Origin of the sequence: Cerasicoccus arenae (assembly GCF_014651635.1) — a bacterium.
Taxonomy (GTDB): Bacteria; Verrucomicrobiota; Verrucomicrobiia; order Opitutales; family Cerasicoccaceae; genus Cerasicoccus; species Cerasicoccus arenae.
Genome location: NZ_BMXG01000019.1, coordinates 36,480 through 62,019 on the forward strand (window position 1 = coordinate 36,480; position 25,540 = coordinate 62,019).

Consider the following 25,540-nt stretch of genomic DNA (forward strand, 5'->3'; position numbering starts at 1 on the left):
CTATGAAAATTTGGAATAACGAAAAGGCTGCTGCCATCGAAGCGGTTATTGCCGCCAGTAAACTCTGTGAAAATGTCCGCCAGCGCCTGAACGCCGGAGACCACAAAGAAAAGGAAGACCGCTCTCCCGTCACCATTGCTGACTACGGTTCGCAGGCAGTTATTCTTTCCCACTTAGCTAAAGCCTTTCCTAACGATCCTGCTGTCGCTGAGGAGGATGCCGCCGAGCTTACTGGTGCAACTGATCTACGTCAGCGCATCATCACTGAAGTGCAGACCATCGACCCAGACGCCACGGAACATAGCGTCATCACTGCGATTGATCGTGGTAACTACGGCGGCATTGAAGGCCGTTTTTGGACGCTGGACCCCATTGACGGCACCAAGGGGTTTCTCCGCCAAGATCAATACGCTGTCGCGCTCGCTCTCATTGAAAACGGCGAAGTCGTATTGAGCGTGCTAGGTTGTCCGGCACTCCCCCACAACCTAGACCTCCCCCATGGCGGCGCTGGCTGTCTGCTCGTTTCTCAACTGCACCACGGTACCGAAATCTACGATATGCAGGGCCACATGCTCTCAGGAGCCGTTGTGGATGACAATTTCAACCCGGCCTTATCCACCATCTGTGAGTCAGTCGAAAGCGGGCACTCCAAGCACGATTGGGCAGCCGCCATCGCCGAAAAACTCGGTGTCAAAACGCAATCCATCCGCATGGACAGCCAGTGCAAGTATGCCGCCGTAGCCCGTGGCGATGCCTCCATTTATCTACGCCTCCCCACCCGTCCCGGTTATCAGGAAAAAATCTGGGACCATGCGGCGGGCATGCTAGCCGTTGTCGAAGCGGGTGGCCGTGTCACCGACATGAATGGTGCTCCATTAGACTTTGCCAAAGGTCAGACGCTGAGCGCCAACTCCGGCGTTGTAGCGAGCAACCTGCATGTCCACGACGCAGTGCTCCAAGCAATTGCTGAAACCAAAAACGAATACCTTCCACGATAAAATCTATGGACGCTCTTCACACGGGCCTGCCCGTCACAATACGTCTCTGGGAAAACGGAACGCCGTTCGCGGATGATGCCCTCCCGGGCCTCCCACGGTTGACGATTTACCTGCCCAGCCCTGAACACCGCACCGGCCAATCCATTGTCGTGTGTCCGGGTGGCGGCTACGCCCATCTTGCAATCGCTCACGAGGGCCACCGTGTCGCACGCTACATCAGCAGCCATGGCACTGCCGCGGCAGTGCTGGAATACCGGCATGCGCCCTACCGTCACCCAGTGCCATTGCTAGACGCCCAACGCGCCATCCGCCTGATGCGCCATCACGCAACCGAGTGGGAATTGGACCCCTCCAAGGTCGGCATTCTCGGCTTTTCCGCTGGTGGGCACCTGACGGCTTGCGCCGCCACCCTCCCCCCCCTCACCGAAGGCTTACCTGGCGACGAAATCGACGCCCTTGACTGCCGTCCCGACTTTGCCGTGCCCATTTACGCCGTGGTGAGTATTTTCGAACCGTATGCCCACCTTGGCTCGCGACAAAATCTTCTGGGCGAGAAAGCCGATGACATGGAGCTCGTCGCCCAGCTATCGCCCGAGCGTCACGTCAACGCCAACACTCCCCCCTGCCTGTTGATCCACACCAGCGAAGACAAGAGCGTTGTCCCAGAGCACAGCATTGTCTTTTATCAGGCCCTCCGCCGTCACAACGTCCCGGCGGAACTACACATTTACGAAAAACACGGCCACGGCATCGGCCTCGCGCAAAATCACCCTTGGGGACCCGCGCTGATTGAATGGCTCAAGAATCGGACGTGAGAGCAAGCCCCCCCCTCAATCGATTAGCGAGCTGGCAGCCTATATCCGCATCCTGCAATCAACCTCGATCCTGTAGGTCGTACAGAGCAATGATATACGGGTGAGTCGGGTCGTAGTGCGTAAGCGTGTCAGCGTTTTCAATGCGACCGATGGGGCGGTTATTTTGTCCCGTGATGCCAACAGCAGAATCGCCGATATCCGCGCGACAGGCATCGACCAGCTTCATTAAGCGGGCAACGACCTCTGGATGCTTTGCAAAGACATTCTTTGATTCCCCGATGTCTTCGCGCAAATTATAAAGCTCATCGACTGCTTCTCCTTCTCTAAACACGTGCAGCTTCCACTCGTTATCGCGAACAGCCTCCAGATCATTCTTGAAGTAATAGAAGAAGGCCTCATGCGGCGATTCAGCTCCGGTTTGCGTCATGAGTGGCGCAATGTCCTTGCCATCGATAATGCGATCTGTTGGCAGTTTTGCGTCACCAAGCGTTGCCAACGTCGGATAGAAATCCATCGCACTGCAAAGCGCATCGCTGGTTAATCCGGCAGGGATTCCCTTGGGCCAACGCATGATGCAAGGCACACGCTGACCGCCCTCCCAAGTCTGCGCCTTGTGGCCGCGCAGAGGCCCATTACTCCCCCCTTCACCGCGTGCGCGGGAGCCATTGTCACTCGTGAAGATGACCAGCGTGTTGTCATCAATGCCCAACTGCTTCAATTCGTCCAGCAAGACTTCCGTAGCCCAATCGACCATTTCCACACCGGCACCATAACGCCCATTCAGCGATTTTTTCATGAACGATGCCGGAGCATAGATCGGCACGTGCACATACATGTGCGCCAAATAGAGGAAAAATGGTTGATCCTTTTTCTCCCGCATAAACTGAACGCAATCCTCCACGTAACGCTCGGTAATCCCAGCTTGGTCAGGCTGCTCCTGAATTACTGATTTATCCCTCAGCAATGGGAGGGGCGGGTTCACATCGTCTTCCTTTTGCCGCCCCATGTCGTTACTGTAGGGGATCCCAAAGTAGCTGTCGAAGCCATGCGAGGTTGGTAAAAACTCGGGCTGATCGCCACAATGCCATTTGCCAACGAGCTTCGACGCATAACCCTCCTGCTGAAGCAGCTTGGCAATGGTTGTCTCGTCGGGATTCAGGCCAACTTCATGCCCAGGATGCAGCACCCATCGACCATTAAACGTGCCAAACCCAATCCGTGGCGGATAGCAACCCGTCATCATGGCACCGCGCGAAGGCGAGCACACTGGCGAGGCCATGTAAAAATCCGTAAAACGCACGCCCTCAGCAGCCATACGATCCAGAGCAGGCGTCCGATTAACCGTCGATCCGTAGCAACCGAGGTCGCCGTAGCCGAGATCGTCGCAGTTAATGAGAATAATGTTCGGGCGGGTGTATTCTGAGGCCATTCCAATAAGAAAAACCGCGATCTGTCACCAATTCAACTGTAGATTTTCCAGCTAGACGCGGGCCTGCATGTAGCTGAGCGTGGGCCGATTCTCGTGTGGAAATGCTTCTTCCAATAACGGTGCCTTCGGCCGAGCCGTAACGGATGGATGCCGAAAAATCTGCCCTTTATTGGTGATGACCTGAATCGCTCGGTCATCCCAGATCTCAACCACATACGGGTCGAGTTCGTTGGTAATTTCCATATCTGCCAGCCTCTGTTTTTTCAGCCATTTACGGATCGGCGGTAAGTATTCCTCATGCGCAGCGCGGGCAGTAAAAATCTTAACCTTCCGGCCTTCTTCACGCCAATGGCGGACACGCGCCATCATCTCGGGAATCGGTTTGCCGATATGGGAAATACCGCGCCATGCAGAAAACTTTGCCAAAGTACCGTCCAGGTCGACACCAATCCAAGGCGTCGGGTCGGGCGTTGGCTTTACAATGGGCTCGGTCTTATTTTCAGGATTGGTTGGCAATTCGCTCATAATGAAAAGGAACCGGTAATCCTATCCGCGAACTAAGGACACGAAAAGCCTATTCTTGGTTCCGCCCAAGCGGAGAAATTGGCTCATTGCGTGCACTTCGCGCTGCCCGGACTGACACCCCAACGCTGGACACCAACATAAGCAGCGCGGCCACCACCGGGTGCAGGATGCCACCTGCCGCCAACCCCATTCCCAACAAATTATACGCCCCGGCAAAAATCAAATTACCCTGCACTGCACGACGCACTTTACGTGACAAAGCCAAGCCGCGGGCAATCGGTAACAGCGACTCGCCCATCAGCACCGCAGGGGATGTTGCCCGGCTCAAATCAGCCCCCTGGCCCATCGCGATCGCAGCATGGGCATGGCTCATTGCTGCCGCATCGTTAAGTCCGTCCCCCACAAACACTACGCGCTCACCTGCCGCTTGATACGCACGTACACGTGCCAGTTTATCAGTCGGCGACAAGCCAGCCTCCACGGTGATGCCTGCAAAATCCATTTGAGCAGGCTCGGGATCTCCAGTGAGAATCGACACCGCAACACCCTGCGTCTGTAAAGCCTTCAGCGCGGTTTCCATATCGGGCCGCAACTGCTCGCGCAGGTCAAATGCCGCTGCCCAATGGCCATCCAGCGCCACGAGTACTTCGCGCTTGCTGCTTGTCGCACGGGTACGGATCAGCACGCCCCCCCCTAGCGATTCCTCGATAAAATCCCGTGCGCCAATGCGGAGCACTGCTTCACGGCCAGAAGTCATGCGCACGACAGCCTCCACCCCACGACCCGGATGCTGCGTAATCGCCAAAGGCTCCACATCGATATTGTCCGCGTCTATCTTGGCTAACGCGCGCGCAACCGGATGCGGGCTAAGGCTTTCCACCACACGCACAGCGGCCAATAGCTCACTCTGGTTGCCCATATAAGCGGGCGCAATTTCGATGTCTTCCACCTGCAAAGATTCAAAACTGAGCGTGCCAGTCTTATCGAAAATGATACGGTCCGCTTGAGCCAATTGGTCGCCAAAGTCACCAGTGCGCACAGTCAACCCCAACCGCGCAAATTGAAGCAATTGGCTCCAGACCGCAATCGGTGTGGCCAAGCCCAACGCACAGGGACAAGCGACGAGTAGCACCGCCATGGCATTGAAAAGCGCAGTCGTCCAAGGAACGACCAATGACCAGCCAATGAAAGTCACTGCCGCAATCACGATCACGCTCGGCACAAACCAACGCATCAGCCGATCTGCCTGAACTTGTAATTCCGACGGACGTAAACGCGCCTGCTCAACAGCCTCCAGCATGGCGTCAATGCGGCGTTCCCCAATCAAGGCGCGGGGCTCGATGATGAACGTCCCATCCACTGAATACGAACCGGCCCAAACGGAGTCACCCGGCTGCCGGCGAGTCGGCGTCAGCTCACCAGTCATCGCCGTATCGGTGATGTCACCCACACCAGAGCGAACTACGCCGTCAACAGGGATCGGTTCGCCTGGTGCAACGGAGACGGCAGAATCGGGCGCAAGCTCATCAACTGGTACACGTCGACGCTGCCCGCAGCATGTTTCCAAATAGGCGAAATCAAAGGCGTCACGCAATTCGCGCACCGCACCGAGAGCACGTTCTCGTGAGCGAGCACCCAGCGTTTTGCCCACGGTGTAAATCGCCAGCACGATCGCCACGACTTCGTAATAAACAGCGCCCTGCCCGGTCAGCGTCGCGGTCAATGAAGCCCCAAGCGCCCCCAACGCACTAATGAGGAACAATGCCTCTACGGTGATACGATGCTCACGAAAAGCCTGCCATGCATTGCGGATCAGTGGCGGAGCCAGCAGCGCTAGCACAACGACGGCAGAAATCAGCAACCCGCCATGCAGCACCCAATAAATTGGCTGGCTGCGGGTCAGAGGAACCTCCGCTGTGTTTAACCCAAGGCCAAAAATCATCCCCTGACCAGCCATAACGGCCGCAATTCCCACTTTGAGCCAAGTCATCGTCCAAGCACGCTCGTCCGTCGTAACTCCCGGAGAAGCGTCGGTGTGGCAACACGCGTTGGGCAATTCATCGGCCATCAAAAGAAAAGAAATTCCCTTTTCTCAGGATGGCAAGCGACAAGAAGTCTTGGCTATTCGGCCGATTCAGGCGAGGCGTTAGTAGCTGGCTTGATGATTATCGGCAAACCAGGACCAACGCCTAGGTATTGCTTCGCCAATTCGTTGACCTCGTCCAACGTCACCGTGCTGTAGTCCGACGCCAGCGTGCGCGCCCAATCGAATTGCTGTGGATAGATAGTGGAACCTGACATGACACGGCTCAACCAGTAATTATTCTGGCGGACGTATTCCTCTACGTATTTCTGCAAAGGCAACACCGTGCGCACAAGTTCGTCGTCCGTTATATTTCCTTCGCCGAGGCCCACGCCCAACTCGCGAATAATACCCACAACGGATTCGACCTTGGCCGGATCGGCGAAATTCAAGCCGAAGAGATAGCCATAATCCGGGTAGATTTCACTCGAACTGTTGCGCGCATAGGGGCTATAACCTTCACCGAGTTTTTCCCGTACTTCCAGACGGAGACGGTCGCGGAATACGCTGGCCAGCACATTTAGTCGGCGAGTGCGCTTGATGTCCCAAAAATCCGTCGTTGGCCAATAGACCGCAGCCATTGCCCGCGGGATGTCCGACTCATAGGTATAGAGCTGCTGCTCGGTCGCCTTGGGAAAAACCACACCTTTTCGCGCATCTTCATACTTATCGGCCTCGGTTTTGCGATCAGGCAAGGCACCAAACGTCGCCGCCACCGCAACAAGCGCGGTATCATAATCGACTTCGCCAACAACATTGATCTCCAAATAATCTTCAGCCAAAGGAGACTTCAGCCACTCCCGCAAGGAATCCATGTTTTGCGATTCAAAATCATCTTGTGATGGAAATCCGAAATGATAATTATCTCCCGATAAATACTTCATCACCAGATTGCCCCAGACGCCTTCTGCAGTATGATTCACTTCGATTGACATCTCCTCATAGGCTTTACGAGCTTGGCGTGCAGCCTCTTCGCGGTAGCCCGGTGCAGTGATATAGGCGGCCATTAGCTGCAGCTGACGCTCAAAATCCTTGGGTGTCGTGCCGCCCACCAGTTCAAACGAATCCTCCCCCACGGAGAACACAGCACCGACCGATTGCCCCGCAAGCACACGCTGCATTTCATCAACTGAAAGCGCTTCCAGCCCACCGGCTGAAAAGGCCAAATTAGCAAACGCCGCGATACCTTTCTGCTCGGGCTTCATTGTAAGCCCCCCCCCCCCGAAACGTACCAGCACGCCGACTGAATTGGCCTCGAAATCTGTTTTCTTGAAATTAAGGCGCACGTTGTTGTCGAACTGAACCTGCCATATATCCAGATCCTTCACGTAGCTCTGTTTGACGATCTTTCCCACCGGCCCGAAGTCCGTGTAGGGCCACTTGAGTTCGCGCTCTTTCTCTGGGGCTTCAACAAGTTTCCCAGCACTGGTCTGATAGACCTTAGCTAGCTCGGTTTCAGCGTTTTCCAGCTCTAAATTTCCACTAACAAAGAGGAAACGCCCCCCCCCCCGCCAAAGTTCTTCCAGTGAAGTTTGAGCACTTTCAGGGGTCAATTGGTCCATCGCTTCAGCTGCTATGGAAAGATCGGTTTGGGGCGACGTAAAGACGTTCTCCCGTGACAAGCTGCTGACAATGCCCCCGGATAGGGCACGTGACTTGCGAGTTGGCGCGGCCTTCACGGCTTCTTCATAATCATTGAGAATATTCGCCTTCACTTCAGCTACTTCGGCCTCAGAAAAACCATGCTCCAGAGCGCGCCGAAGTTCCTGCTCGATGATGGCGACCGAATCCCGCCATTGGTCAGGCTGGCAGGTCACATCCACACCGCCCAATTCAAAGAAATCAAGATAGTCCCAAAAATAAGCACTACCGGTGGTGAATGAAGCATTTTCCTGCTTGGCCAGTTTTTCCAAACGGCGCGTCAGCATACGATTAGCAGCGGTGGTCATCATATCCCTTACCCGCACTTCACGGCTATCCGGCTCGCCATGAAACTGCCTCAGCGTCATCAATGACACCTCGGTGGTCGATGCTTCGGGTTCGGAATGCAAGCTTGTGGCCAGCTCAGGCGTCGTCAATTTACCCATGTCAACAACTGGCAACGGCGTTTCCGCCTTGGGCAAATCGCCAAACATTTCCGTGATGGCCTTAACTGCCTGCTCGACGTTCACTTCACCGACAATCACCACGGCCATGTTGTCCGCCCGATACCAAGTCTCATAAAAAGAAACGAATTCAGCGCGCGGCGCGTTGGTGATCACCTCATCCAAGCCGATTGGCATACGCTGCGGCATGAGTGCCTCAGGAAAGAGAAACTCCCAATAGGCAATGAAGGTGCGGTAGTCCACCGAATCCCGGTCGCGCTTTTCGCTGAGGATAACGCCGCGCTCCATATCGATTTCCTGTTCCCTTAATAAAAGACCACCAGCGTAATCGCGGAGCACTTGTAGCCCTTCGTGAAAGAGCTCGGGTGTTTTTTCCGGAAGCTCGAGCTTGTAAACGGTTTCGTCGAAGCTGGTGTGGGCGTTGGTGTCGGCCCCAAAGCTCATACCAAGGCGTTGTAGATATTCGATCAGTGAGCCGGGAGCGTAATGCTCCGAACCATTGAAGGCCATGTGTTCAAGGAAATGCGCCACGCCGCGCTGGCTTTCGGTCTCTTGCAGTGAGCCTGCCTTGACGAGCAAGCGCATGCTGACACGGTCCGGCGGCTCAGCATTGGGCATAATCGCGTATTGCAGGCCATTGGGCAACTCACCAAAAACCACTGCCGGATCAACGGGCAAGTCATTAGCAGTCACGGTTTTATCTGCAAAAACCGGCGCAGCCAAAGAGCAAAACAATACGGTAAAAACGGGGAAAATTGGAGTAAATCGAAGAAAATTCATGAGCATGAGGCATTAACGAACAGCCATGGCAGACAAGCCAAGGACAAAAAGATGTGTTTCCTTTGACGCGTAAGTCGTTATCAAGTTCCCCTTTAGGCTATAATTTCAATGATCCTCCTGTATCGCATCCTCTTTCCCTTCATGCTGTTGCTAGGGTTGCCCTATTACGGCTCCCGGATGCTGAAACGGGGTGGCTATGGGCGCGATCTGCATCACCGTTTTGGGCTGATGGACCGCCCCCCCGCTCGCCGCACGGGCGTCAAACGCATCTGGATACAGGCCGTCAGTGTGGGTGAGCTCCGTGCCCTGCAACCCATCATGGAGGGGCTGCAAACGCGATCAAACGTCGAAATCGTGCTCACGACCACTACCAGCACCGGCTATGCGCTCGTCGAGGAACACTATACCCGCTGTTGCTTGAAGACTGGTCTTTTCCCACTCGACTGGGCACCTTTTTGTGCAAATACGTGGGATCGTATCGATCCAGACCTGTCGCTGCTGATGGAAGGTGACATCTGGCCAGAGCATCTCCATCAAGCGAACAAGCGCAATGTACCCGTGATCCTGATCAACGGCCGCATGTCCGACCGCTCCTTTCGGCGCTACAGCAAATTTGGCAATTCGGCCAAATGGCTTTTCGGAAAAATCAGCCACGTTTTTGCCGCGTCATCCATCGACGCCCAGCGTTTCGCCGAACTCGGCCTGCCCAAGGACCGATTGGAGACCACGGGGAACGTCAAGTTCGACGTCCGCGTGGAACCAATCCTCGATGAGACCGCTCGCAGCCGACTAAGGGCGGAAATGGGCTTTGCCGACAACTCACTCGTCCTGCTCGGCTCCTCCACCTGGCCTGGAGAGGAAGCATTCCTGCTCCAAGTCCTGCAAGAAGCCCGACGCGAAGGACTCGACGCCCGTCTGCTCATCGCACCGCGACATGCCGAGCGTCGCAAGGAAATCCGCCGCGAGCTAGAGCGCCACGCAGTCAGGTTTAGTTTCCGTACCGGCGAGGCGGTGACGTCCCCGCTCGATGTCTACGTGGGCGACACCACCGGCGAACTGGCGATGCTGACCCAAGCCGCAGACGTGGTCTTTGTCGGCAAAAGCTTACCGCCGCACACCGAAGGCCAAACACCAATTGAGGCTGCCGCTCTCGGCCTGCCAATCGTTTACGGCCCAGGCATGGGCAATTTCCGCCGAGTCTGCCAATCCCTCGAAGCTGAAAACGCCGCTTGGCGGGGAATCGACGCCTCAGACGCCGAGCAAAAGCTGCTTCAACTCCTCCGCGATCCTGCCAAACGCCTTTCGCTGGCCCGCGCCGCCCGTAACTGGCACGCCCGTAACCAAGGTGCCGCCCAGCGCATCGTCAACTCTCTGGCCCAGAAACTGGAAGCTCAATAAAAAATCTTCAGGAGAATTAACCCGACAAAATCAGGGGTACGGATCGTGTAAGCGTATCGTAAAGCGGAATTAACGTAACCCACAGAGTTACTCACAAGGTTTTGGGAATAACGTTTTTCTTTACGAACGGGGCCAAATATCAATGATCGTCCAATGGCCGACACTCAGTACAAACAGCGTCCGTTTCAGAAGAAAAAAAATGATCTGGAACCATATGCCGGAGATCGTCTGATCCCGCATGATTTGCGCCTCGAGCAGGCGTTGCTGGGCTGTATTTTGCTGGAAGGCGGCAGCGATACCATGGCGCAGTGCATTCAGGAAAAGGTGCGTACCGAGTGTTTTTACAGCGCCAAGCATCAGATGATTTTTGACGCGATGACGGCGCTCTACAAGGAGTCGACCCCGATTGACGAACTCATCCTCCGTGACGAACTCAACCGCACACAAAAATTCGAGGAAATTGGCGGTGATGCCTACTTATTTGAAATTACGGGGCAAATCAGCACCACCGCGCACATGCCCCACTACATCGAGCGCATCAAAGAATACCATTTGCTGCGTGAGCTGATCCGCTTCTCCAACCGCACCGTCGAGGGCGTTTACGAGAATCCGGGCGATGTTACGGCGTTCATTGAAGAAGTAGAGCAAAGCATTTATAAGATTAGCGAAGACCGCATCAGCGATTCGGCCCAAAAAATCGACAAGACCGTCGACGGTGCCATGCGCTTGATCTACCAGATGTATGAGAACCGGGGCGAAATTACCGGTACCACAACAGGTTTCGTCGATCTGGATAAAATGACAACCGGCTGGCATCCGGCAGAAATGATTGTTGTCGCTGCCCGACCGTCCATGGGGAAAACCTCGATGGCTTTGAATATGGTCGAGGGCGCAATCATGCCCCGTACCGGAACTGCAGCCCCGACCCTAATGTTTTCGCTGGAAATGCCTGCCGAACAGCTCGCCGTCCGCTTGCTGTGTAGTCGTGCACGCGTTAATATGTCCAAGTTGCGCGAAGGCTTTTTGCCGCAAGAAAAGCAAAAAGACCTCGTCCGTGCGGCACAAGAAGTCAAAGCAGCACCATTTTTTATCGATGACAGCTCGGGCCTGACAATTCTGGAAATCCGCGCCAAAGCCCGCCGCCTGAGTAATCAGATGCCACTTGGCTTGGTCGTAGTGGACTATTTGCAACTCGTGGCCGGCGATAACAGCATCCCGCGTGAACAGCAAATTGCCGATATTTCGCGCGGCATGAAGGGTATGGCCAAGGAATTAGGCATCCCGGTAATCGTGCTCGCGCAGCTCAACCGTGAGAGCGAAAAGGAAAAAAGACAGCCTCGAATGTCTGACCTCCGCGAGTCCGGCTCGATCGAGCAAGACGCTGACGTAGTGCTACTCATTTCCAAGCCCCGGGAATTCGACGAGCAGGAAGACCTTGCCAGTGACGCGGTTGCACGCGATTTAATCATTGCCAAGCAACGTAACGGGCCAGTAGGAACCGTGCCTTTAATGTTCACGAAGAACCTGACGCGCTTTGAAAACTACACGCCACAACCTGCTTGACTGGACCGTTAAGGCATCACTGCTGCTTTTTCTTATACTGCAATGCCCGCTCGCGCGGGGGCAAGATGCCTCTGCTAATGCGCCAATTGTTGAAAAAGTAGACATTCAATTCGAGGGCTTTAAAAACGTCAGCGAACAAAACGTGCTGGCGCACATCCAGCAACGGGTGGGCCTGCCTTATCAAGAGCCACAGGTCGATAAATCCGTCCGCTCTCTTTATCAGAGTGGACTCTTCGAGTTTATCGAAGCGCGCCGGACGACCCTCCCCAACGGTAACTTTGAGCTGACGTTCGTCGTTGTTCCCAAATACCGTATTACCGGTATCACCTTCGAAGGCTTGGTGGACTCAGATGCAGACGACCTCGAAGACGAAATCGAAACCTCTAGTGGTCTGCCACTGGACGAAGTGCAGGTCAAACGCGACTCCACGAAAATTTTCGATCTTCTGCAAAAAGACGGCTACACCAATGCCAAGGTCAGCTATCGCATCGACCGTAATGACACGACCGGCACCGCCGTCGTCATCTTCGTTGTCGATGAGGGCGAGCGTTTGGACATCGATAATATCGAGTTCGTGGGCAACGAGAACTTCAGCTCCAGCACCCTACGTGACATGATGACCACAACCGAGTATTTCTGGCTCTGGTCTTGGCTTGTCGGCGGCGGGCGTTTGCAAGAAGAAGACTTTCAACGCGATTTGGACATCATTCGTGATTACTATAAGAACGAAGGTTATCTCGACGTAGAAATCCCTGAATCCGAAGTGGTTCTGGAATACCCAGCCAGTGGCGAGCTTGATATTATCATTACGATTCACGAAGGCCGTCGCTATTATGTAGGCAACATCACCTTTGAAGGGAACAAACTGTTCACCACCGAAAGACTGGTCAGCATTCTTGCCACCCAGACCGATGATGTCTTCTCCCCCAAGAAAATCGACGAAGATGTCGAGCTTCTCAAAGACTTCTACGGCCAAATTGGCTACCTCGACACCTTTATCCGCATTGAGCGTTTGCCCAACGTAGATACCGGAAAGATCGACCTGACCTTCGTCGTTACCGAGGGTGAACAGTTTTACGTAGAGAGCATCACCCTGCAGGGCAACACCAAGACACGCAGCAGCGTGATCATCCGCGAATTGGCGCTCGCACCAGGCGATGTCTTTGACCTTGTTCGCATGAAGGCCAGCCAGGCACGCTTGGAAAACACCCGCTTTTTCGAGGCCGTAAATCTGGCACCTGAAGCGAGCAACCTCCCCAACCGCCGCAATCTGCGTGTAACAGTCAAGGAAGGCAGCACGGGTAACCTAACCTTCGGTGCGGGCTTTAGCTCCATCGAGTCCGTGGTCGCCTTTGCCGAATTAACACAAAGTAACTTCGACATCTTCAACTACCGCTCAATGTTCCAAGGTGGTGGTCAGAAGTTCCGCCTTCGTTTCTCGATCGGTGTGCAGTCCAGCGAATTCCTGCTGTCCTTTGAAGAGCCTTGGGTCTTCCAGCGCGAGCTTGCCTTTGGTTTTGAAATTTACCGCACCGAGTCCGATTACCTCTCCAGCTCCTACAATGAGTTGCGCACAGGCATGGAGCTTTATCTGCGCAAACGTCTCTTCGAACTGGTTGAAGGCCGTTTGTCCTACACAATTGAGCAGGTCGACATCAAAGACGTCGACCCCTACGCTTCGCCGGTTATCCAACAGGAAAAGGGCATCCGCACCGTTTCCAAGCTTGGTTTCCAGCTCCTTCGCGATACGCGTAACAATCTCCTCTGGACTACCAGTGGTAACCGTCTCGAATACATTACCGAGCTCGCGGGCACCGGCATTGGTGGTAACACCGACTACATTCGCCAAGAAGTGCGTGCCACCCAATACATCCCCACTTTCGATCTGTTTGACCAAACCATCCGCCTCCACGCGCGCACTGGCACGGTCATCCCCACCAAGACCGAAACGGGCGTTTTCTTCAATCAACGAGCTTGGTTGCCTGAGACCTACGAGGACGGCGTGCCCTTCTTCGACAAATATTTCCTCGGTGGGCCTTACACTTTACGTGGCTTTAATTTCCGAGAAGTTGGCCCGAAAGATCCGATCTCCGGCGAAGCACTTGGTGGCGACACCATGGGTCTCGTTCAGGTGGAATACATCTTCCGCTTCATGGAGCAGCTCGGCATGAAGTTCTTCTATGACGGCGGTTTCGTCAACCAATCGGCTGGCAACTGGATTCCAACGTCAGACACCGGCACTGGCGTTCTGGCTGCCGTCCGCCCTCGCCAAATCATCCCCGTCAACCGCACATCGATCACCAGCACTTCTGGCGGCTGGAACGACGACGTGGGCGTTGGCCTGATCATCTTACTACTCGGTTCACCACTAAATCTAGACTTCGCTTGGCCAATCCACAGTGACCAGTTCAATGAAAGCAGTGGCCCAGTATTTAACTTTTCGTTCGGAACGGTTTTCTAAACCGGCTGTCAGCATGACACAGCCTTTGAACCTCCTACAGTCATTGTTTTATCAGCAAAACGCCCTTAGCACATCAAAATCCTAACTATGAGAAAACTCCTGATCACCCTCCTCGCATTCAGCGCAATCAACATGGCATTTGCGGAGACTCCCGTCATTCTGACGGTGAATGTCGCCAAGCTTTACGACGGCTACTGGAAGGCCAAGGAAGCTGAAGCCAAGTTCCAAAGCTCGATTGAAAACGCACAGCAGGAAATCCAATCCATGATCACAGAAGGCATGGCGATGACCGAAAAGCTGCAGGCTCTACAAGCGGAATCCGGCAGCCCGGCCATTTCCAAAGATCGCAAAGACGAAATCGCCCAAGAAGCCCAGACACAAATCCAGGCCATCCAACAAAAAGAGCGTGACGTCAATGCCTTCCGCCAAAAGACCGATCGCCAGCTTCAACAGCGCCGTCAGGCCATCACCGAGCTGCACCTGTCTGATATCCAAGAAGTCGTGACCGAAGTCGCCGAGGAAAAGGGCGCTGATTTGGTCCTCAACACGCAAGGCCTCGCCGTTGTATTCTCCAAAGAGAGCATGGATGTCACCGATGACGTTCTGACCAAGCTCAACGCCGCCAAACCGTAGTCGACAGAGAAATTCAATTTTCAGCCCCGGAAGGTTAACGCCTCCGGGGTTTTTTAACGCCCCTTTATCAACTTACCGCTCATTCCGTTCATAAAATGTTCGCGTTCGTGAGCGCTGCGGCAAAATCTAACTGACGATGCAGATCGCTTATCGCCTTTCGCAGATCCAAAGCCTCAGCGGTGCCGACCAACTGGATGGCGCATTTGAAGGCATGATTACTGGCATAGCCGCACTGCGCGACGCTGAACCCGGCGATTTGTCATTCCTCGGCAACAAGAAATACACGCCTGAGGTCAAGGAGAGTCGCGCCAGCGTTATCCTCGTCCCAATCGAATACCAAGGCACACCCAAGGCAGGCCAATGCTTTGTCCGGGTGGGAAACCCATCCTTGGCCCTGGCCCGTATCTGCGGGGAATTGGAGTCTCAGCTCTGGCCTTGGCCCGAAGCCAACATCCACCCCAGCGCCGTCATTCACGAAACGGCTGAAATCGGTTTGGGGGCACATATCGGCCCCGGCTGCGTAATCGAAGCCGATGCGAAAATCGGCGACCGCAGTTGGCTGCAAGCCCAGGTTTTTGTCGGTCGCGGTGTTCTTATGGGCGAACGCTGCTGGCTACGGCCCAACGTAACTATTTATGCCGATTGTATCCTCGGCGACCGCGTGCGCATCCATGCTGGGACTGTGATTGGCTCGGACGGATTTGGCTACGAAAGCCCTAGCGGCGTCCACGAAAAAGTACCACAGATTGGCAATGTCGTAATCGAAAATGACGTGGAAATCGGTGCCAACACCGCCATTGACCGCGCTAGATTCAGCAGCACTCGCATCGGCGAAGGCGCGAAGATCGACAACCTCGTCCAGATCGCGCACAACGTCCACATTGGCCCTCATTGCCTAATCGTTGCCCAAGCTGGCGTCTCTGGCAGCACGGTGCTGGAAAACCATGTTGTTGTGGCTGGCCAAGCCGGCATCACCGGACATCTGCGCTTGGCCGCCGGCACAATCGTAGGTGCTCAAGGTGGCATTCATTTTGATACCGAGCCAGGCAAATACTATCGTGGCAGCCCAGCACTGGAGGCCTCTCTGGCTAATCGTATCCACATCCTTTCCAAACGTCTGCCTGAGCTTTTCAAGCGATTGGAGAAGATCGAGGAATCTCTGCTGCCTTCTGCTCATTGAGGCCAAGTAATCGAATTTCACTTCACGAAATAACCATAAACGTCACCTAAACGTTGAATTCACTCGCCGCCACGCCACTTTTCCCTTTGGAAACCACCCGCATGAAAGAACAGGAACTTAAAATCTTTACCGGAAACGCGAATCCCGAACTAGCCAAAGAAATTTGCCAGTATCTCGGCTGCCGACTTGGTGAGGCCACCGTGGAAGCCTTCCCAGATGGCGAAACGTTTGTTCGCATTGATGAGAACATTCGCGGTCGCGACGTGTTCCTGATTCAACCTACCTGTAATCCGGCCAACCAACACCTGATGGAACTGCTGATCATGGTCGACGCCGCCCGCCGCGCCTCAGCCAACCGCATCACTGTAGTTCTACCGTTTTTCGGCTACGCCCGCCAGGACCGCAAGGACCAGCCACGCGTGCCAATTACTGCCAAGCTCGTAGCCAACCTGATCGCAGCCGCTGGTGCTAATCGTGTCCTCACGATGGACCTGCACGCCCAGCAAATTCAGGGTTTCTTCGACCTACCAGTCGATCATCTTTACGCTTCACCCGTCTTCTCCGACTACCTCCAAAAACTCAAGCTTGAGAGCGATCTTGTCGTTTACTCGCCTGATGTTGGCGGGATGAAGATGGCGGCTGCCTACGCTGCAATTTTAAAAACTCCTCTCGGATTCGTCGCCAAAAAGCGGGTTAGCGCCACCGAAGTCGAGGCGTTCAATCTCGTGGGCGATGTCGAGGGCAAAGATGTCCTCTTGATTGACGACATGACTGAAACCGCAGGCACGCTGACCGCCGCCGCCGAACTCCTCAAGGAGAACGGTGCGAAAAGCGTCCGTGCAGCCGTTACCCACGGTGTGCTCAATGAAAAGGGCTACAAGCGTCTCCAAAAGGGCGTTATTGACGAGTTGATCACCACGAATACCACGCCAGTTGACCCACGTGGCTTGCCCATCACCGTACTTTCTGTAGCCGAGCTACTCGGCAAGGCGATCATGCATATTCACTCCAACGAGAGCGTCTCCGGTCTGTTTGAAATCAAGGGATTCTGAGCGAAAGCAGAAGCACCGATTTCAGCCAGAGCAGATTGACGCGGAGCACTAAGAGAATCAGAAATTGTCTCCTCTTTACTTAGCTGCGAAACATCGACTGCGCTGGGTGCGTCAAAAGATCTCGCCCCCGGAAGTAGCTATCATTGGCAGCTATCACGGTGGCAACACTGGTGACATGGCTTTGGCCGGTGCCATCCAACTGGCGCTTAAAGATACCTCCACCAAATACGGGTTGCAGTCACACTACAACCTAGGTGTGTGGCCAAAAGCTCCACGCGCAATCATTGGTGGAGGAGCAATTGCTGATGAAAGCTTTTTAAGAAACTTGGCTGAACGCTATCGGGGCCAGTGGAAACGTGTGGCTATCTTAGGAGTCGGCTTCGTTGGAGATATCCAAAAGCCGGATATTCTACAGTTTCTTCGTGAAATTAGTGTGTTCAGCGTGCGCACCCACGACGCCAAACAAAAGTTTGAATCGATGACAGGCCAAACGATCGCTAACTGCGCATATGACTTGTCATTCGCGCACTTTGAAGAAAATGCCTACCGGAACACCTCCAATAACCATGAGCTGCCAATTGGGATAAATCTCGCTGAAGTGCAGTGCTCCTTGCTCAATAAGAGCGTTCAGATTGAGTCGGAATTCGTTGAAGCTTCCTCCGATGCACACCGCCGACAGGGTGAGCGAATATTCCAACAATACCGGACTTATTTCCGAGCCATCGTTGCGCATTGGTTGGCGCAGGGAAAAAAAGTCACCCACATTCCCTTCACCGTAGGTGATGACACGATCGCCCGGCACATTCTGGAGGGAATGGATGTGACTTACCTGAAATTTCAGAACAAGCCAGCAAAAGTGCTGGCCCGTATAAGGAATGTTCAACGCTTTTACACGACCCGTTTCCATGCCCTTGCGTTCGGTATCATGTGCGGCGTCCCCGTCACACCTTACTGCTACGCGGCGAAATGCCGCAACCTCCTGCTTAATCTCGACATCAAGAACGAAATATTCCTCTCCCCCGAAAGGTTTATCGATAACCCCATTGAGCCTCTGATTACGAAAGCAATTTGCGAGAACGGTCTCATCGTGCCCGCTAAGCAGCTAACGCAAATCAAAACCAGCGTTCATAATCTAATTAGCTCAGCCTATAACCGCATTCAAGATGCGTGAAACGATTGTAGCGACATGGCAAAATTCCCCCAGAGCTTAACTCTCAATACCAGCCGATGCCACTTGCGTATCGTCTCTCGGGAAGACGCACCGCACACAATGGCGGCCTCACGCTATCCCGGCTTTAATGATGGCATGCTCTGGGAGCCACCGCAGTCCGAGGAAGAGCTGCTTCCCCATTATCTCGACTCGCTCAAAGCTTGGGATAGTGACCGGGCTTACGGATTCACGATTGAGGACAAAGACGGTAAATTCATCGGCCGGTGCGCCATACGTCGTGAACAAACGGAAGGCATCTGGAACCTCGGATTTTGGACGCACCCCGAACAGCAAGGACAAGGCTACATGACCGAGGCCGTCGCCGCCCTACTCCACTTCGGCTTTACCCGCCTAGGTGCCGCCCAGATCATCGCCAACCATGCGCTTTGGAATAAGGCCAGCGAGCGCGTGCTCCAGAAAAACGGGCTCCGTTTCCTCCGCTTCCTTCAGTTTGGATTTTTCAAGAACGGCCAATGGGTCGAAGAAAACCAGCACGGCATTACGTTGGACGAATGGCAAATGCGTCAGACCAGTTAATCATCATGCGATCCAATCCCAACCAACATAGCAGATCACTCTATTGTCCGATTGATGGCCATGTGTTGGCGACTCGTGCTGGCGGTGGCGTTGACTACCATTCATGTGAGAAATGCTCCGGCATTTGGGTGCCTGGCTATACATTAGAACGAGTTTTTCAAGATCCGCATTTCGACTTCACATCTAAGCCACCAGTAAATGCCCCAGTCCGTCAATGTGCTGGCTGTCAAATACCTCTTCAGGCCATTGAGTATTATGGCGTCGTCATCGATCACTGCCGCCATTGCAAAGGCGTCTGGCTGGATAAAGGCGAGATGAGAAAACTCCGTTCAGTCATCAACCAGAAAGTCACACCTCGAGAAGCCAGACAAAGTCCCAGCGCATGGGAACAAGCCATCGGCAGTCTGGATATTCTAGAAGTTTTTGCGGCAATCTTCGACTGGTAGGAAATTTCAGACCGCATTCCATGGTTGCACGAAGCCGGACCGATGGTTTTCTTCTGCCCATGAAAGTATTGGTCATTGGATCCGGCGGCCGCGAGCACTCGCTGGTCATCGCTTGCCGTAAAAGCCCGTTAGTGGACGAAATCATTGCTGCTCCGGGCAATGGTGGTATGGCGATGGACGCCCAGTGCCGCCCTCTAGACGTCAACGACTCAGACGCCATTGTCGCTTTAGCCCACGAAGTGGCAGCCGATTTAGTCATTGTCGGCCCCGAAGCCCCCTTGGCCGTGGGGGCAGCAGATGCCCTGCGCGCCGCTGGTTTTGATACCTATGGCCCCGGCCTCGATGGTGCCCGTCTCGAAGCCAGCAAGAACTTTACTAAGAAGTTTCTAATTGATAATCAAATCCCAACAGCGTGGGGCGAGAAGTTCACCGACTTCGCGCTAGCGGTCGATTATCTGCGCCGCTCGGAATATCCACTGGTCATCAAAGCAGACGGCTTGGCCGCGGGCAAAGGCGTCCTCATCTGCCAGACCTTCGAAGAAGCTGAGCGCGGCGCACAGGAAATGCTCGTCAAGAATGCCTTTGGCGAAGCAGGCCAAGAAATCTTGATCGAAGAATTTATGGACGGCGAGGAGGCTTCGATCATGCTCATGGTCAGCGGCGAAGACTACATTATGCTGCCTGCCAGCCAGGACCATAAACGCGCTGGCGAAGGTGACACGGGCCTGAATACCGGCGGTATGGGTGCCTACGCCCCCGCAGCCGTTGTCAACAACACCGTTGAAAAGAAGGTCCGCGAGGAAATTATCATCCCTACACTCCGTGCACTTAAAAAGGACGGCATTGACTACCGTGGCACGCTCTACGTGGGCATTATGGTGATGCCAGACGGTCAACCCAAGGTGGTCGAGTTCAACGTCCGCTTTGGGGACCCTGAGTGCCAGATATTACTCCCTCTGCTAGAGCAAGATCCCGTGCAATTGATCCTCGATTGTGCCCGCGGCGAGCTGAAACCCGAAACCGTGCGCGTGAAGGATGAATACGCGATGATCGTCGTCATGGCCGCAGGCGGTTATCCGGACGCCTACCGCAAGGGTGACGTCATTTCCTTTCCTGCCCAACTTCCAGACAACGTTTCAATCGTTCACGCAGGCACCAAGCGCACAGATGCGGGTGAGATTGTCACCGCTGGAGGACGTGTCCTCGGCGTTGTGGCGACTGGTAACACCCTGAAAGCCGCGCAAGATGAAGCCTACTCAATCGTTCGAATGATTAGCTGGGCCGATGCCTATTTCCGCCGTGACATTGGCTGGCGTCAATTAGAGCGCGAAAGCTGAAATTCTCCGTTTTTTCGTGCAAGGATTCCCACCTGTGCTATAAGCAATGGATACTATGCCTAAGCGGGATCACATCATCGTCGTTTGCACCGCCAACATCTGTCGTAGCCCGATGGGTGAGCGCATGTTGGCGCACGGTCTGGCGGCGGAGCCCCCCCCCCTCGACCGCCTCAAAGTCGTCTCCGCCGGTATTTCGGCCTATGACGGGGACCCAGCTTCCGTTAATTCCGTCCGCGCACTCAAATCCGTCGGCCTGAATCTTAGCGACCACAAGAGCCAACAGATTAGCCAGGAACTGCTCGACAAGGCCTTTGCCATATTCTGCATGACACAGACCCACCGCACGCTGATTGAAGTCCATTTCGACCACGTGCCCCGTCATCTATATCTCTTCCGCGAACTGATGTCTGGCGATGCTGGCATCGAGATCCCCGATCCATTTGGACGCGAACTCCGCGAATATGAGGCCTGCCGTGACTCCATGGTCGAAGCCATCCCCAGCCTCCTAAACTTTCTCCGCGAACACTATCCGCAATACGCGCAAAGCTCATCATGAAAATCGCCATTGGTTCTGATCACGGCGGCGTCGATCTTAAAGACGCCCTTGTTTCCTCACTTCAAGAAGAAGGCCATGAGGTCATTGACCGTGGCACGCATGGCCACGAGAGTGTCGACTATCCGGACTACGGCGAAGCCGTCGCCAACGATGTTGCCTCACAGACGGCGGACTTCGGCGTGCTCATTTGCACGACCGGTATTGGCATCAGCATCAGTGCAAATAAGGTCCATGGCATCCGTGCCGCCGTCTGCCATAACGAAGACGCCGCAGAGTTCTGCCGTCGCCACAACAACGCCAATATCATTTGCTTCGGCCAGAAATACGACACGCCTTACATGGCCGCCAAAATGACCCGAATTTTCGTTGAAACCGCCTTCGACGGCGGTCGTCACGAACGTCGTATCGACAAGATCAGCGCCATCGAAGCCAAGCGATAGCCCCCCCCCTCATGCCTAGTTTTCAATAGCTGAAGTCAGTGTAGGGATGGAAAAATCCGGCATTATCCGGATCGTCAATTGGTGGCGCGATTGGCAGGTAATCGAGGGTGAAAAATCGGCGATCGTCCGGGCCTAGTGTCGCATCCATGAAAATGTCGCCACCGTCTCCGTCAAAGTCCGATCCCAAGTCAAACCAGCTGGTCAGGTTGTCGCTATAGCGCCACTGATAGTTCAGGCGTGCGTTAGTTACAACCCCAAGGTCGACATCACCCGGGGCCACATCAGGAGCCAACGCCGTTATTGGTGCTGGTTTCAGGCAATATTCCAGCCACTTGAGGACTTCTTCGCGGCACAAACGCTTGGCCTTCTGGTCGGGTGACTCGTTAATTGTGTTCCAGTCGATCTGATCGGCCAGAGTGACCAAGTCGAATGAATGCTCCACAAGATCGAGGATGAAATGGTGCTGGAGCGGGTCTGGCACGCCAAGTGCCGCCGCTTGCAGGCTGGATGAGAGCGCTTGCTTCATTGGATACAGGCTCCCCGTCATAGGGGCAACGTTGGGGTTGGCCACACCCAGCAATGAGTCCTCCGTGCCATGAAAGAGCAGCACCTTCATTCGCCGATCAAGCATGTAACGACCTGCAGCAACCGAGCTGGCCTGCCCATGGTAACCATAATGTGAACCGCCGCCGTAAAAGAACGCGCCAAACTTCGGGAAAGGCAGATTATCAGGGATACGCACCGGGCTGGGGACCGATTTTTTCGTCGAAACTTGCACATTGTTAACCAAGTCCGTGTAGGATACCTCGTAGTTGCCTAGGTCCACGGACAAGTCCAAGACAGCGTTCATCCCCGTCTGTGCCCCCTGAGAGAAACCCATCAGCGCGATGTTGTCGCTGTCCACATCCGTGCGGCCTGCGAGATAGGTCAACGCCGCAATCACATCCTTAGGCCGCTCGTAATTTGGCGAGCATAGATCGTCATCGATCAGAGGATCGTAATGCGGTCGGCGGCCATTGAAATTAGCGGCAATGCCACGCGGGTTATAGCTGTCAGGAAAAAGTGCAATATAGCCCAGATCAGCCAATATCTCGCCCCACTGCTCAAACTGCGATATAGGGCCATTAGCGATCAGATCGTTGGACCACAAACCGCCCGAACCGTGTAGGATGACCACCGTGGGGAACGGCCCTTCGCCGAAGACATTGATGTCCGGCACGTAGATTTGACCAGCCAAAGTTAGCCGGGCCGGGTCGACCGGATAGCCCGGCAAGGCAACGAGCTGGGCGGTAGGCGCGGGAATCGGGGCCGGCTCGAGCGCGTCAGGCAGGTCAAAGTAAACGATTTCCGTCGTAAAAGCTGCCGTTACGGGCTGCACTACCAGTAGTAAACCGAGCAATGCGGACTGGTTTATACGCTTTGCCAAAGCGTCTTGGAAAAATCGGCGGGAGAGGATGGCTGTCATTTTCGGGTAATGAAAACCGAAAAATATAGCCCAAATCATCAACCCCGACAATCTCAACCAGAGCACCCGCAACGTTTACCGATTCCTTTACATCGTTCGGAAACGTCCAATCACTGATGCTGGCAAGGTCCTACTTAAAGGTATGGACAAATAACCCAGAACGCAATTTCGGCTCAAACCAAGTGCTCTTTGGCGGCATAATCTGGTCTGCATCCGCAATGCCCATTAGCTGCTCCACCGTCACGGGATACATTGAGAAAGCCACTGGGCCATCGCCCTTATCAACGCGCTTCACGAGCTCCTTGGTGCCACGAATGCCGCCAATGAACTCGATCCGGTCGCTGGTGCGCGGGTCGTCAATAGCCAGCAATGGCGTCAAGATGTAGTCTTGCAACTTGGAAACATCGAGCTCGGAAATGGGGTCCGCAGCAGCCAGACCAGTCAGGTCAAGGCCATACCATTTCCCCTGAAAATACATCGATAATTTACCAATTGCGTCTGGGGTCGGATCAGCGCCTTCAGTGACTGGGCAAACGCTTTTGAGCTTCGCGAGGAAGTCCTCCGGGCTGTGGTTATTCAGATCCAGCACGAGACGGTTGTATGGCAGCACCTTAAGCTCGGTGGCGGGAAACAGTACGGTCAGGAACCAGTTGTAATCTTCATCGCCAGTGTGGTTCGGGTTGGCGTCACGGAGTTCTTTGCCCACACGCGCTGCCGAAGCACTACGGTGGTGGCCATCAGCAACATAGAAGGCGGGAACAGCCTTAAAGGACTCAACTAATGCCGAGCCACCGGGAATACGCCATACCGTGTGGCCTACGCCATCCGGGGCGATAAAGTCAGTCATTGGCTCACCAGCGGTGACTTCTTCCACGATCGCATTGATCGCCGCTTGGTCTTCGTATGTCAGAAAAACCGGGCCTGGATGTGCACCAAGAGCAGAGTTGAGGCGCGTGCGGTCATCTTCCTTTGCTGGGCGCGTCTTCTCGTGCTTCTTAATCAGATTATTTTCGTAATCATCGATGTGGCAGACCGCCACAATCCCCCGCTGCACATGGTCACCCATGCGCTGCTGATATACATAAAGGCAAGGCTCGCTCTCACGCTCAATAGCGCCGAGGTCCTGTAGCTCCTGCAGGTTCTTCTTCGCCTGAGCGTAAACGGAGGCGTCGTAGGGGTTCGTGTCGGCCGGCAAATCGATCTCCGCGCGAACGACGCGCAAGAAAGAGTGCGGATTGCCCGCGGCAAGCGCCCGAGCCTCCTCGGTATTGACGACGTCATATGGAAGCGAAGCGACGGTCGCGGCGTGAGCTGGCTTGGGTCGGAGTCCTTGGAATGCACGAATACGCATGGGCGGCAAAGGAACAGAACTCGCCCGTTCATGCAAGCCCGCGCTCAAAAAATGCATAATTGGCTGCCACGATTCGAGGCTGGAAGCAGGATGCGCCACAGTGACAATCCCGTGCCTATGCTTTTCTCTCTCTACTGAAAGAACACCTCAAACAGGAACCAGCCGATCATCGCCACTGCAATGGCGAACTTCATCGCAAACGCAATCAGGCCACCAACCACGGTGCCAACGCCAGCTTTACCACCTTCTTTGAGTGTGCGCCCCGCGGAGATTTCTCCCAGAAAAGCGCCCACAATCGGGCCAACGATCAGGCCAATAATCGGCGTGAGCACAAACGGGCCAATGATGGCCCCAAGCAGCGCGCCAACACCGCCACGCCAGCTCGCACCAAACTTCCGCGCCCCATAATAGCTGGCAACAAAGTCCAATACTTGGGCCAAAATAACCAGCCCTGCGGTAACCAGAATATAGGTCAAGCCAACGCCTCCTTTGGGCACCCAGAGCCAATACATCACGGCACCAAGCCAGATCACGAAGCAGCCCGGAATCACGGGTAACAGCGACCCAATCAGCCCGATCACAAAGATCAGAAAGGTCACCGTCAGCGCCAGCCAGTTGTGGTCAATTTCCATGTCGATTCACAGCATGCGGTTGTTTCGGACGGCGTCGAGTCTGCATGTGGCGGAACTAATGTTGCCCCAAACAGTAGGTTATACCTGCTGCCCAGCTGCATCGTCTCGATCAGGATGGTGTTAACTAATAGCCATGAAACTCATTGTTCGACGCATCATCAATCTGCTCCTTTGGCTCAATGTCTGCTTTCTCGGCGGCACGGGTGCCCTACTCTACTGGCGCTTGCCCCCCGGCAGTCGTGGCGGCCATGGCCTCTCATTATGGGGCCTAACCAGACATGAATGGGGCGACTTCCATGCAATCGCAGGGCTCATATTCGCTGCGCTCATTTTCACCCATCTTTATCTCGCTTGGGCGTGGCTGAAAAACGCCGCCGCTGGCAAGCGTCTTTGGCCGATATTGGCCGGTTTGGCCATCGGCCTCGCCATCCCCGCAACTTTTATCCTGACACCAGTGCAACAAAGCTCCCCCAGTGAGCAGACTTCAAGCGATGACAATAGACCCCAGCAGCATCGCTGGGGCAACCCACTAGAGTGATCAGTG

22 protein-coding genes are annotated in these 25,540 nt (G+C 54.6%); 15 read left to right on the top strand and 7 right to left on the bottom strand.

Annotation, left to right across the window (positions count from 1 at the left end; all coding sequences use genetic code 11):
* Window positions 1–2: 2 nt before the first annotated feature.
* Both IE065_RS13820 and IE065_RS13825 read left to right on the top strand, forming a co-directional pair.
* Window positions 3–998, top strand: a complete 996-nt coding sequence (locus IE065_RS13820; RefSeq protein WP_189516097.1) for a 3'(2'),5'-bisphosphate nucleotidase — start codon at window positions 3–5, stop codon at window positions 996–998.
* Between the two features lie 5 nt (window positions 999–1,003).
* On the top strand, window positions 1,004–1,813 hold the full coding sequence (locus IE065_RS13825) for an alpha/beta hydrolase (protein WP_189516099.1): 810 nt from the start codon (window positions 1,004–1,006) through the stop codon (window positions 1,811–1,813).
* A 58-nt stretch (window positions 1,814–1,871) separates the two neighbouring features.
* Here the strand turns inward: IE065_RS13825 and IE065_RS13830 are convergent, their stop codons facing one another.
* The 4 genes from IE065_RS13830 to IE065_RS13845 are packed head-to-tail and all read right to left on the bottom strand — an operon-like array spanning window position 1,872 to window position 8,735.
* A complete protein-coding gene (locus IE065_RS13830; RefSeq protein ID WP_189516101.1) occupies window positions 1,872–3,242 on the bottom strand; it encodes a sulfatase family protein in 1,371 nt (456 codons plus the stop codon).
* Window positions 3,243–3,293: 51 nt separating this feature from the next.
* The gene (locus IE065_RS13835) at window positions 3,294–3,767 is read right to left on the bottom strand and encodes a hypothetical protein (protein ID WP_189516103.1); all 474 of its coding nucleotides are present in this window, start codon (window positions 3,765–3,767) and stop codon (window positions 3,294–3,296) included.
* A 49-nt stretch (window positions 3,768–3,816) separates the two neighbouring features.
* A complete protein-coding gene (locus IE065_RS13840; RefSeq protein WP_189516105.1) occupies window positions 3,817–5,835 on the bottom strand; it encodes a heavy metal translocating P-type ATPase in 2,019 nt (672 codons plus the stop codon).
* A 53-nt stretch (window positions 5,836–5,888) separates the two neighbouring features.
* Entirely contained in the window at window positions 5,889–8,735 is a 2,847-nt protein-coding gene (locus IE065_RS13845; protein WP_189516107.1) for a M16 family metallopeptidase, read from the bottom strand.
* A 108-nt stretch (window positions 8,736–8,843) separates the two neighbouring features.
* Between IE065_RS13845 and IE065_RS13850 the strand changes: the two genes are divergently transcribed.
* From IE065_RS13850 to rpiB, 12 genes are all read left to right on the top strand, one after another.
* Window positions 8,844–10,133: a 3-deoxy-D-manno-octulosonic acid transferase gene (locus IE065_RS13850; RefSeq protein WP_189516109.1), complete on the top strand. Its 1,290-nt coding sequence runs from the start codon at window positions 8,844–8,846 to the stop codon at window positions 10,131–10,133.
* A gap of 153 nt (window positions 10,134–10,286) precedes the next feature.
* Window positions 10,287–11,696, top strand: coding sequence for a replicative DNA helicase (dnaB, locus tag IE065_RS13855; protein ID WP_189516111.1), 1,410 nt, complete (start codon window positions 10,287–10,289; stop codon window positions 11,694–11,696).
* Window positions 11,668–14,157, top strand: a complete 2,490-nt coding sequence (bamA, locus tag IE065_RS13860) for an outer membrane protein assembly factor BamA (RefSeq protein ID WP_189516113.1) — start codon at window positions 11,668–11,670, stop codon at window positions 14,155–14,157. The genes dnaB and bamA overlap by 29 nt, the downstream gene beginning before the upstream one ends.
* An 87-nt stretch (window positions 14,158–14,244) precedes the next feature.
* Window positions 14,245–14,790, top strand: coding sequence for an OmpH/Skp family outer membrane protein (locus IE065_RS13865; protein ID WP_189516115.1), 546 nt, complete (start codon window positions 14,245–14,247; stop codon window positions 14,788–14,790).
* Window positions 14,791–14,926: 136 nt separating this feature from the next.
* A complete protein-coding gene (gene lpxD / locus IE065_RS13870; RefSeq protein WP_189516116.1) occupies window positions 14,927–15,970 on the top strand; it encodes a UDP-3-O-(3-hydroxymyristoyl)glucosamine N-acyltransferase in 1,044 nt (347 codons plus the stop codon).
* A gap of 101 nt (window positions 15,971–16,071) precedes the next feature.
* Window positions 16,072–17,022, top strand: a complete 951-nt coding sequence (locus IE065_RS13875; protein ID WP_189516178.1) for a ribose-phosphate diphosphokinase — start codon at window positions 16,072–16,074, stop codon at window positions 17,020–17,022.
* Between the two features lie 106 nt (window positions 17,023–17,128).
* Complete coding sequence (locus tag IE065_RS13880; RefSeq protein WP_189516118.1) at window positions 17,129–18,193, top strand: polysaccharide pyruvyl transferase family protein; 1,065 nt, start codon at window positions 17,129–17,131, stop codon at window positions 18,191–18,193.
* Window positions 18,194–18,208: 15 nt separating this feature from the next.
* Window positions 18,209–18,769, top strand: coding sequence for a GNAT family N-acetyltransferase (locus IE065_RS13885; RefSeq protein ID WP_189516120.1), 561 nt, complete (start codon window positions 18,209–18,211; stop codon window positions 18,767–18,769).
* 5 nt (window positions 18,770–18,774) lie between these two features.
* Window positions 18,775–19,215, top strand: a complete 441-nt coding sequence (locus IE065_RS13890) for a TFIIB-type zinc ribbon-containing protein (protein ID WP_189516122.1) — start codon at window positions 18,775–18,777, stop codon at window positions 19,213–19,215.
* A 59-nt stretch (window positions 19,216–19,274) separates the two neighbouring features.
* On the top strand, window positions 19,275–20,552 hold the full coding sequence (gene purD / locus IE065_RS13895) for a phosphoribosylamine--glycine ligase (protein ID WP_189516124.1): 1,278 nt from the start codon (window positions 19,275–19,277) through the stop codon (window positions 20,550–20,552).
* 55 nt (window positions 20,553–20,607) lie between these two features.
* Window positions 20,608–21,108, top strand: coding sequence for an arsenate reductase/protein-tyrosine-phosphatase family protein (locus tag IE065_RS13900; protein WP_189516126.1), 501 nt, complete (start codon window positions 20,608–20,610; stop codon window positions 21,106–21,108).
* Entirely contained in the window at window positions 21,105–21,548 is a 444-nt protein-coding gene (rpiB, locus tag IE065_RS13905; RefSeq protein WP_189516128.1) for a ribose 5-phosphate isomerase B, read from the top strand. The genes IE065_RS13900 and rpiB overlap by 4 nt, the downstream gene beginning before the upstream one ends.
* Before the next feature lie 22 nt (window positions 21,549–21,570).
* Here the strand turns inward: rpiB and IE065_RS13910 are convergent, their stop codons facing one another.
* From IE065_RS13910 to IE065_RS13920, 3 genes are all read right to left on the bottom strand, one after another.
* Complete coding sequence (locus IE065_RS13910) at window positions 21,571–23,013, bottom strand: dienelactone hydrolase family protein (RefSeq protein WP_189516130.1); 1,443 nt, start codon at window positions 23,011–23,013, stop codon at window positions 21,571–21,573.
* Between the two features lie 130 nt (window positions 23,014–23,143).
* A complete protein-coding gene (locus IE065_RS13915; protein ID WP_189516132.1) occupies window positions 23,144–24,364 on the bottom strand; it encodes a DUF1015 domain-containing protein in 1,221 nt (406 codons plus the stop codon).
* A gap of 131 nt (window positions 24,365–24,495) precedes the next feature.
* Window positions 24,496–24,996: a DUF456 domain-containing protein gene (locus IE065_RS13920; protein WP_189516134.1), complete on the bottom strand. Its 501-nt coding sequence runs from the start codon at window positions 24,994–24,996 to the stop codon at window positions 24,496–24,498.
* Window positions 24,997–25,129: 133 nt separating this feature from the next.
* On the opposite strand from IE065_RS13920, the gene IE065_RS13925 reads away from it, so the two are divergent.
* A complete protein-coding gene (locus tag IE065_RS13925; RefSeq protein WP_189516136.1) occupies window positions 25,130–25,534 on the top strand; it encodes a DUF4405 domain-containing protein in 405 nt (134 codons plus the stop codon).
* Window positions 25,535–25,540: the final 6 nt, after the last annotated feature.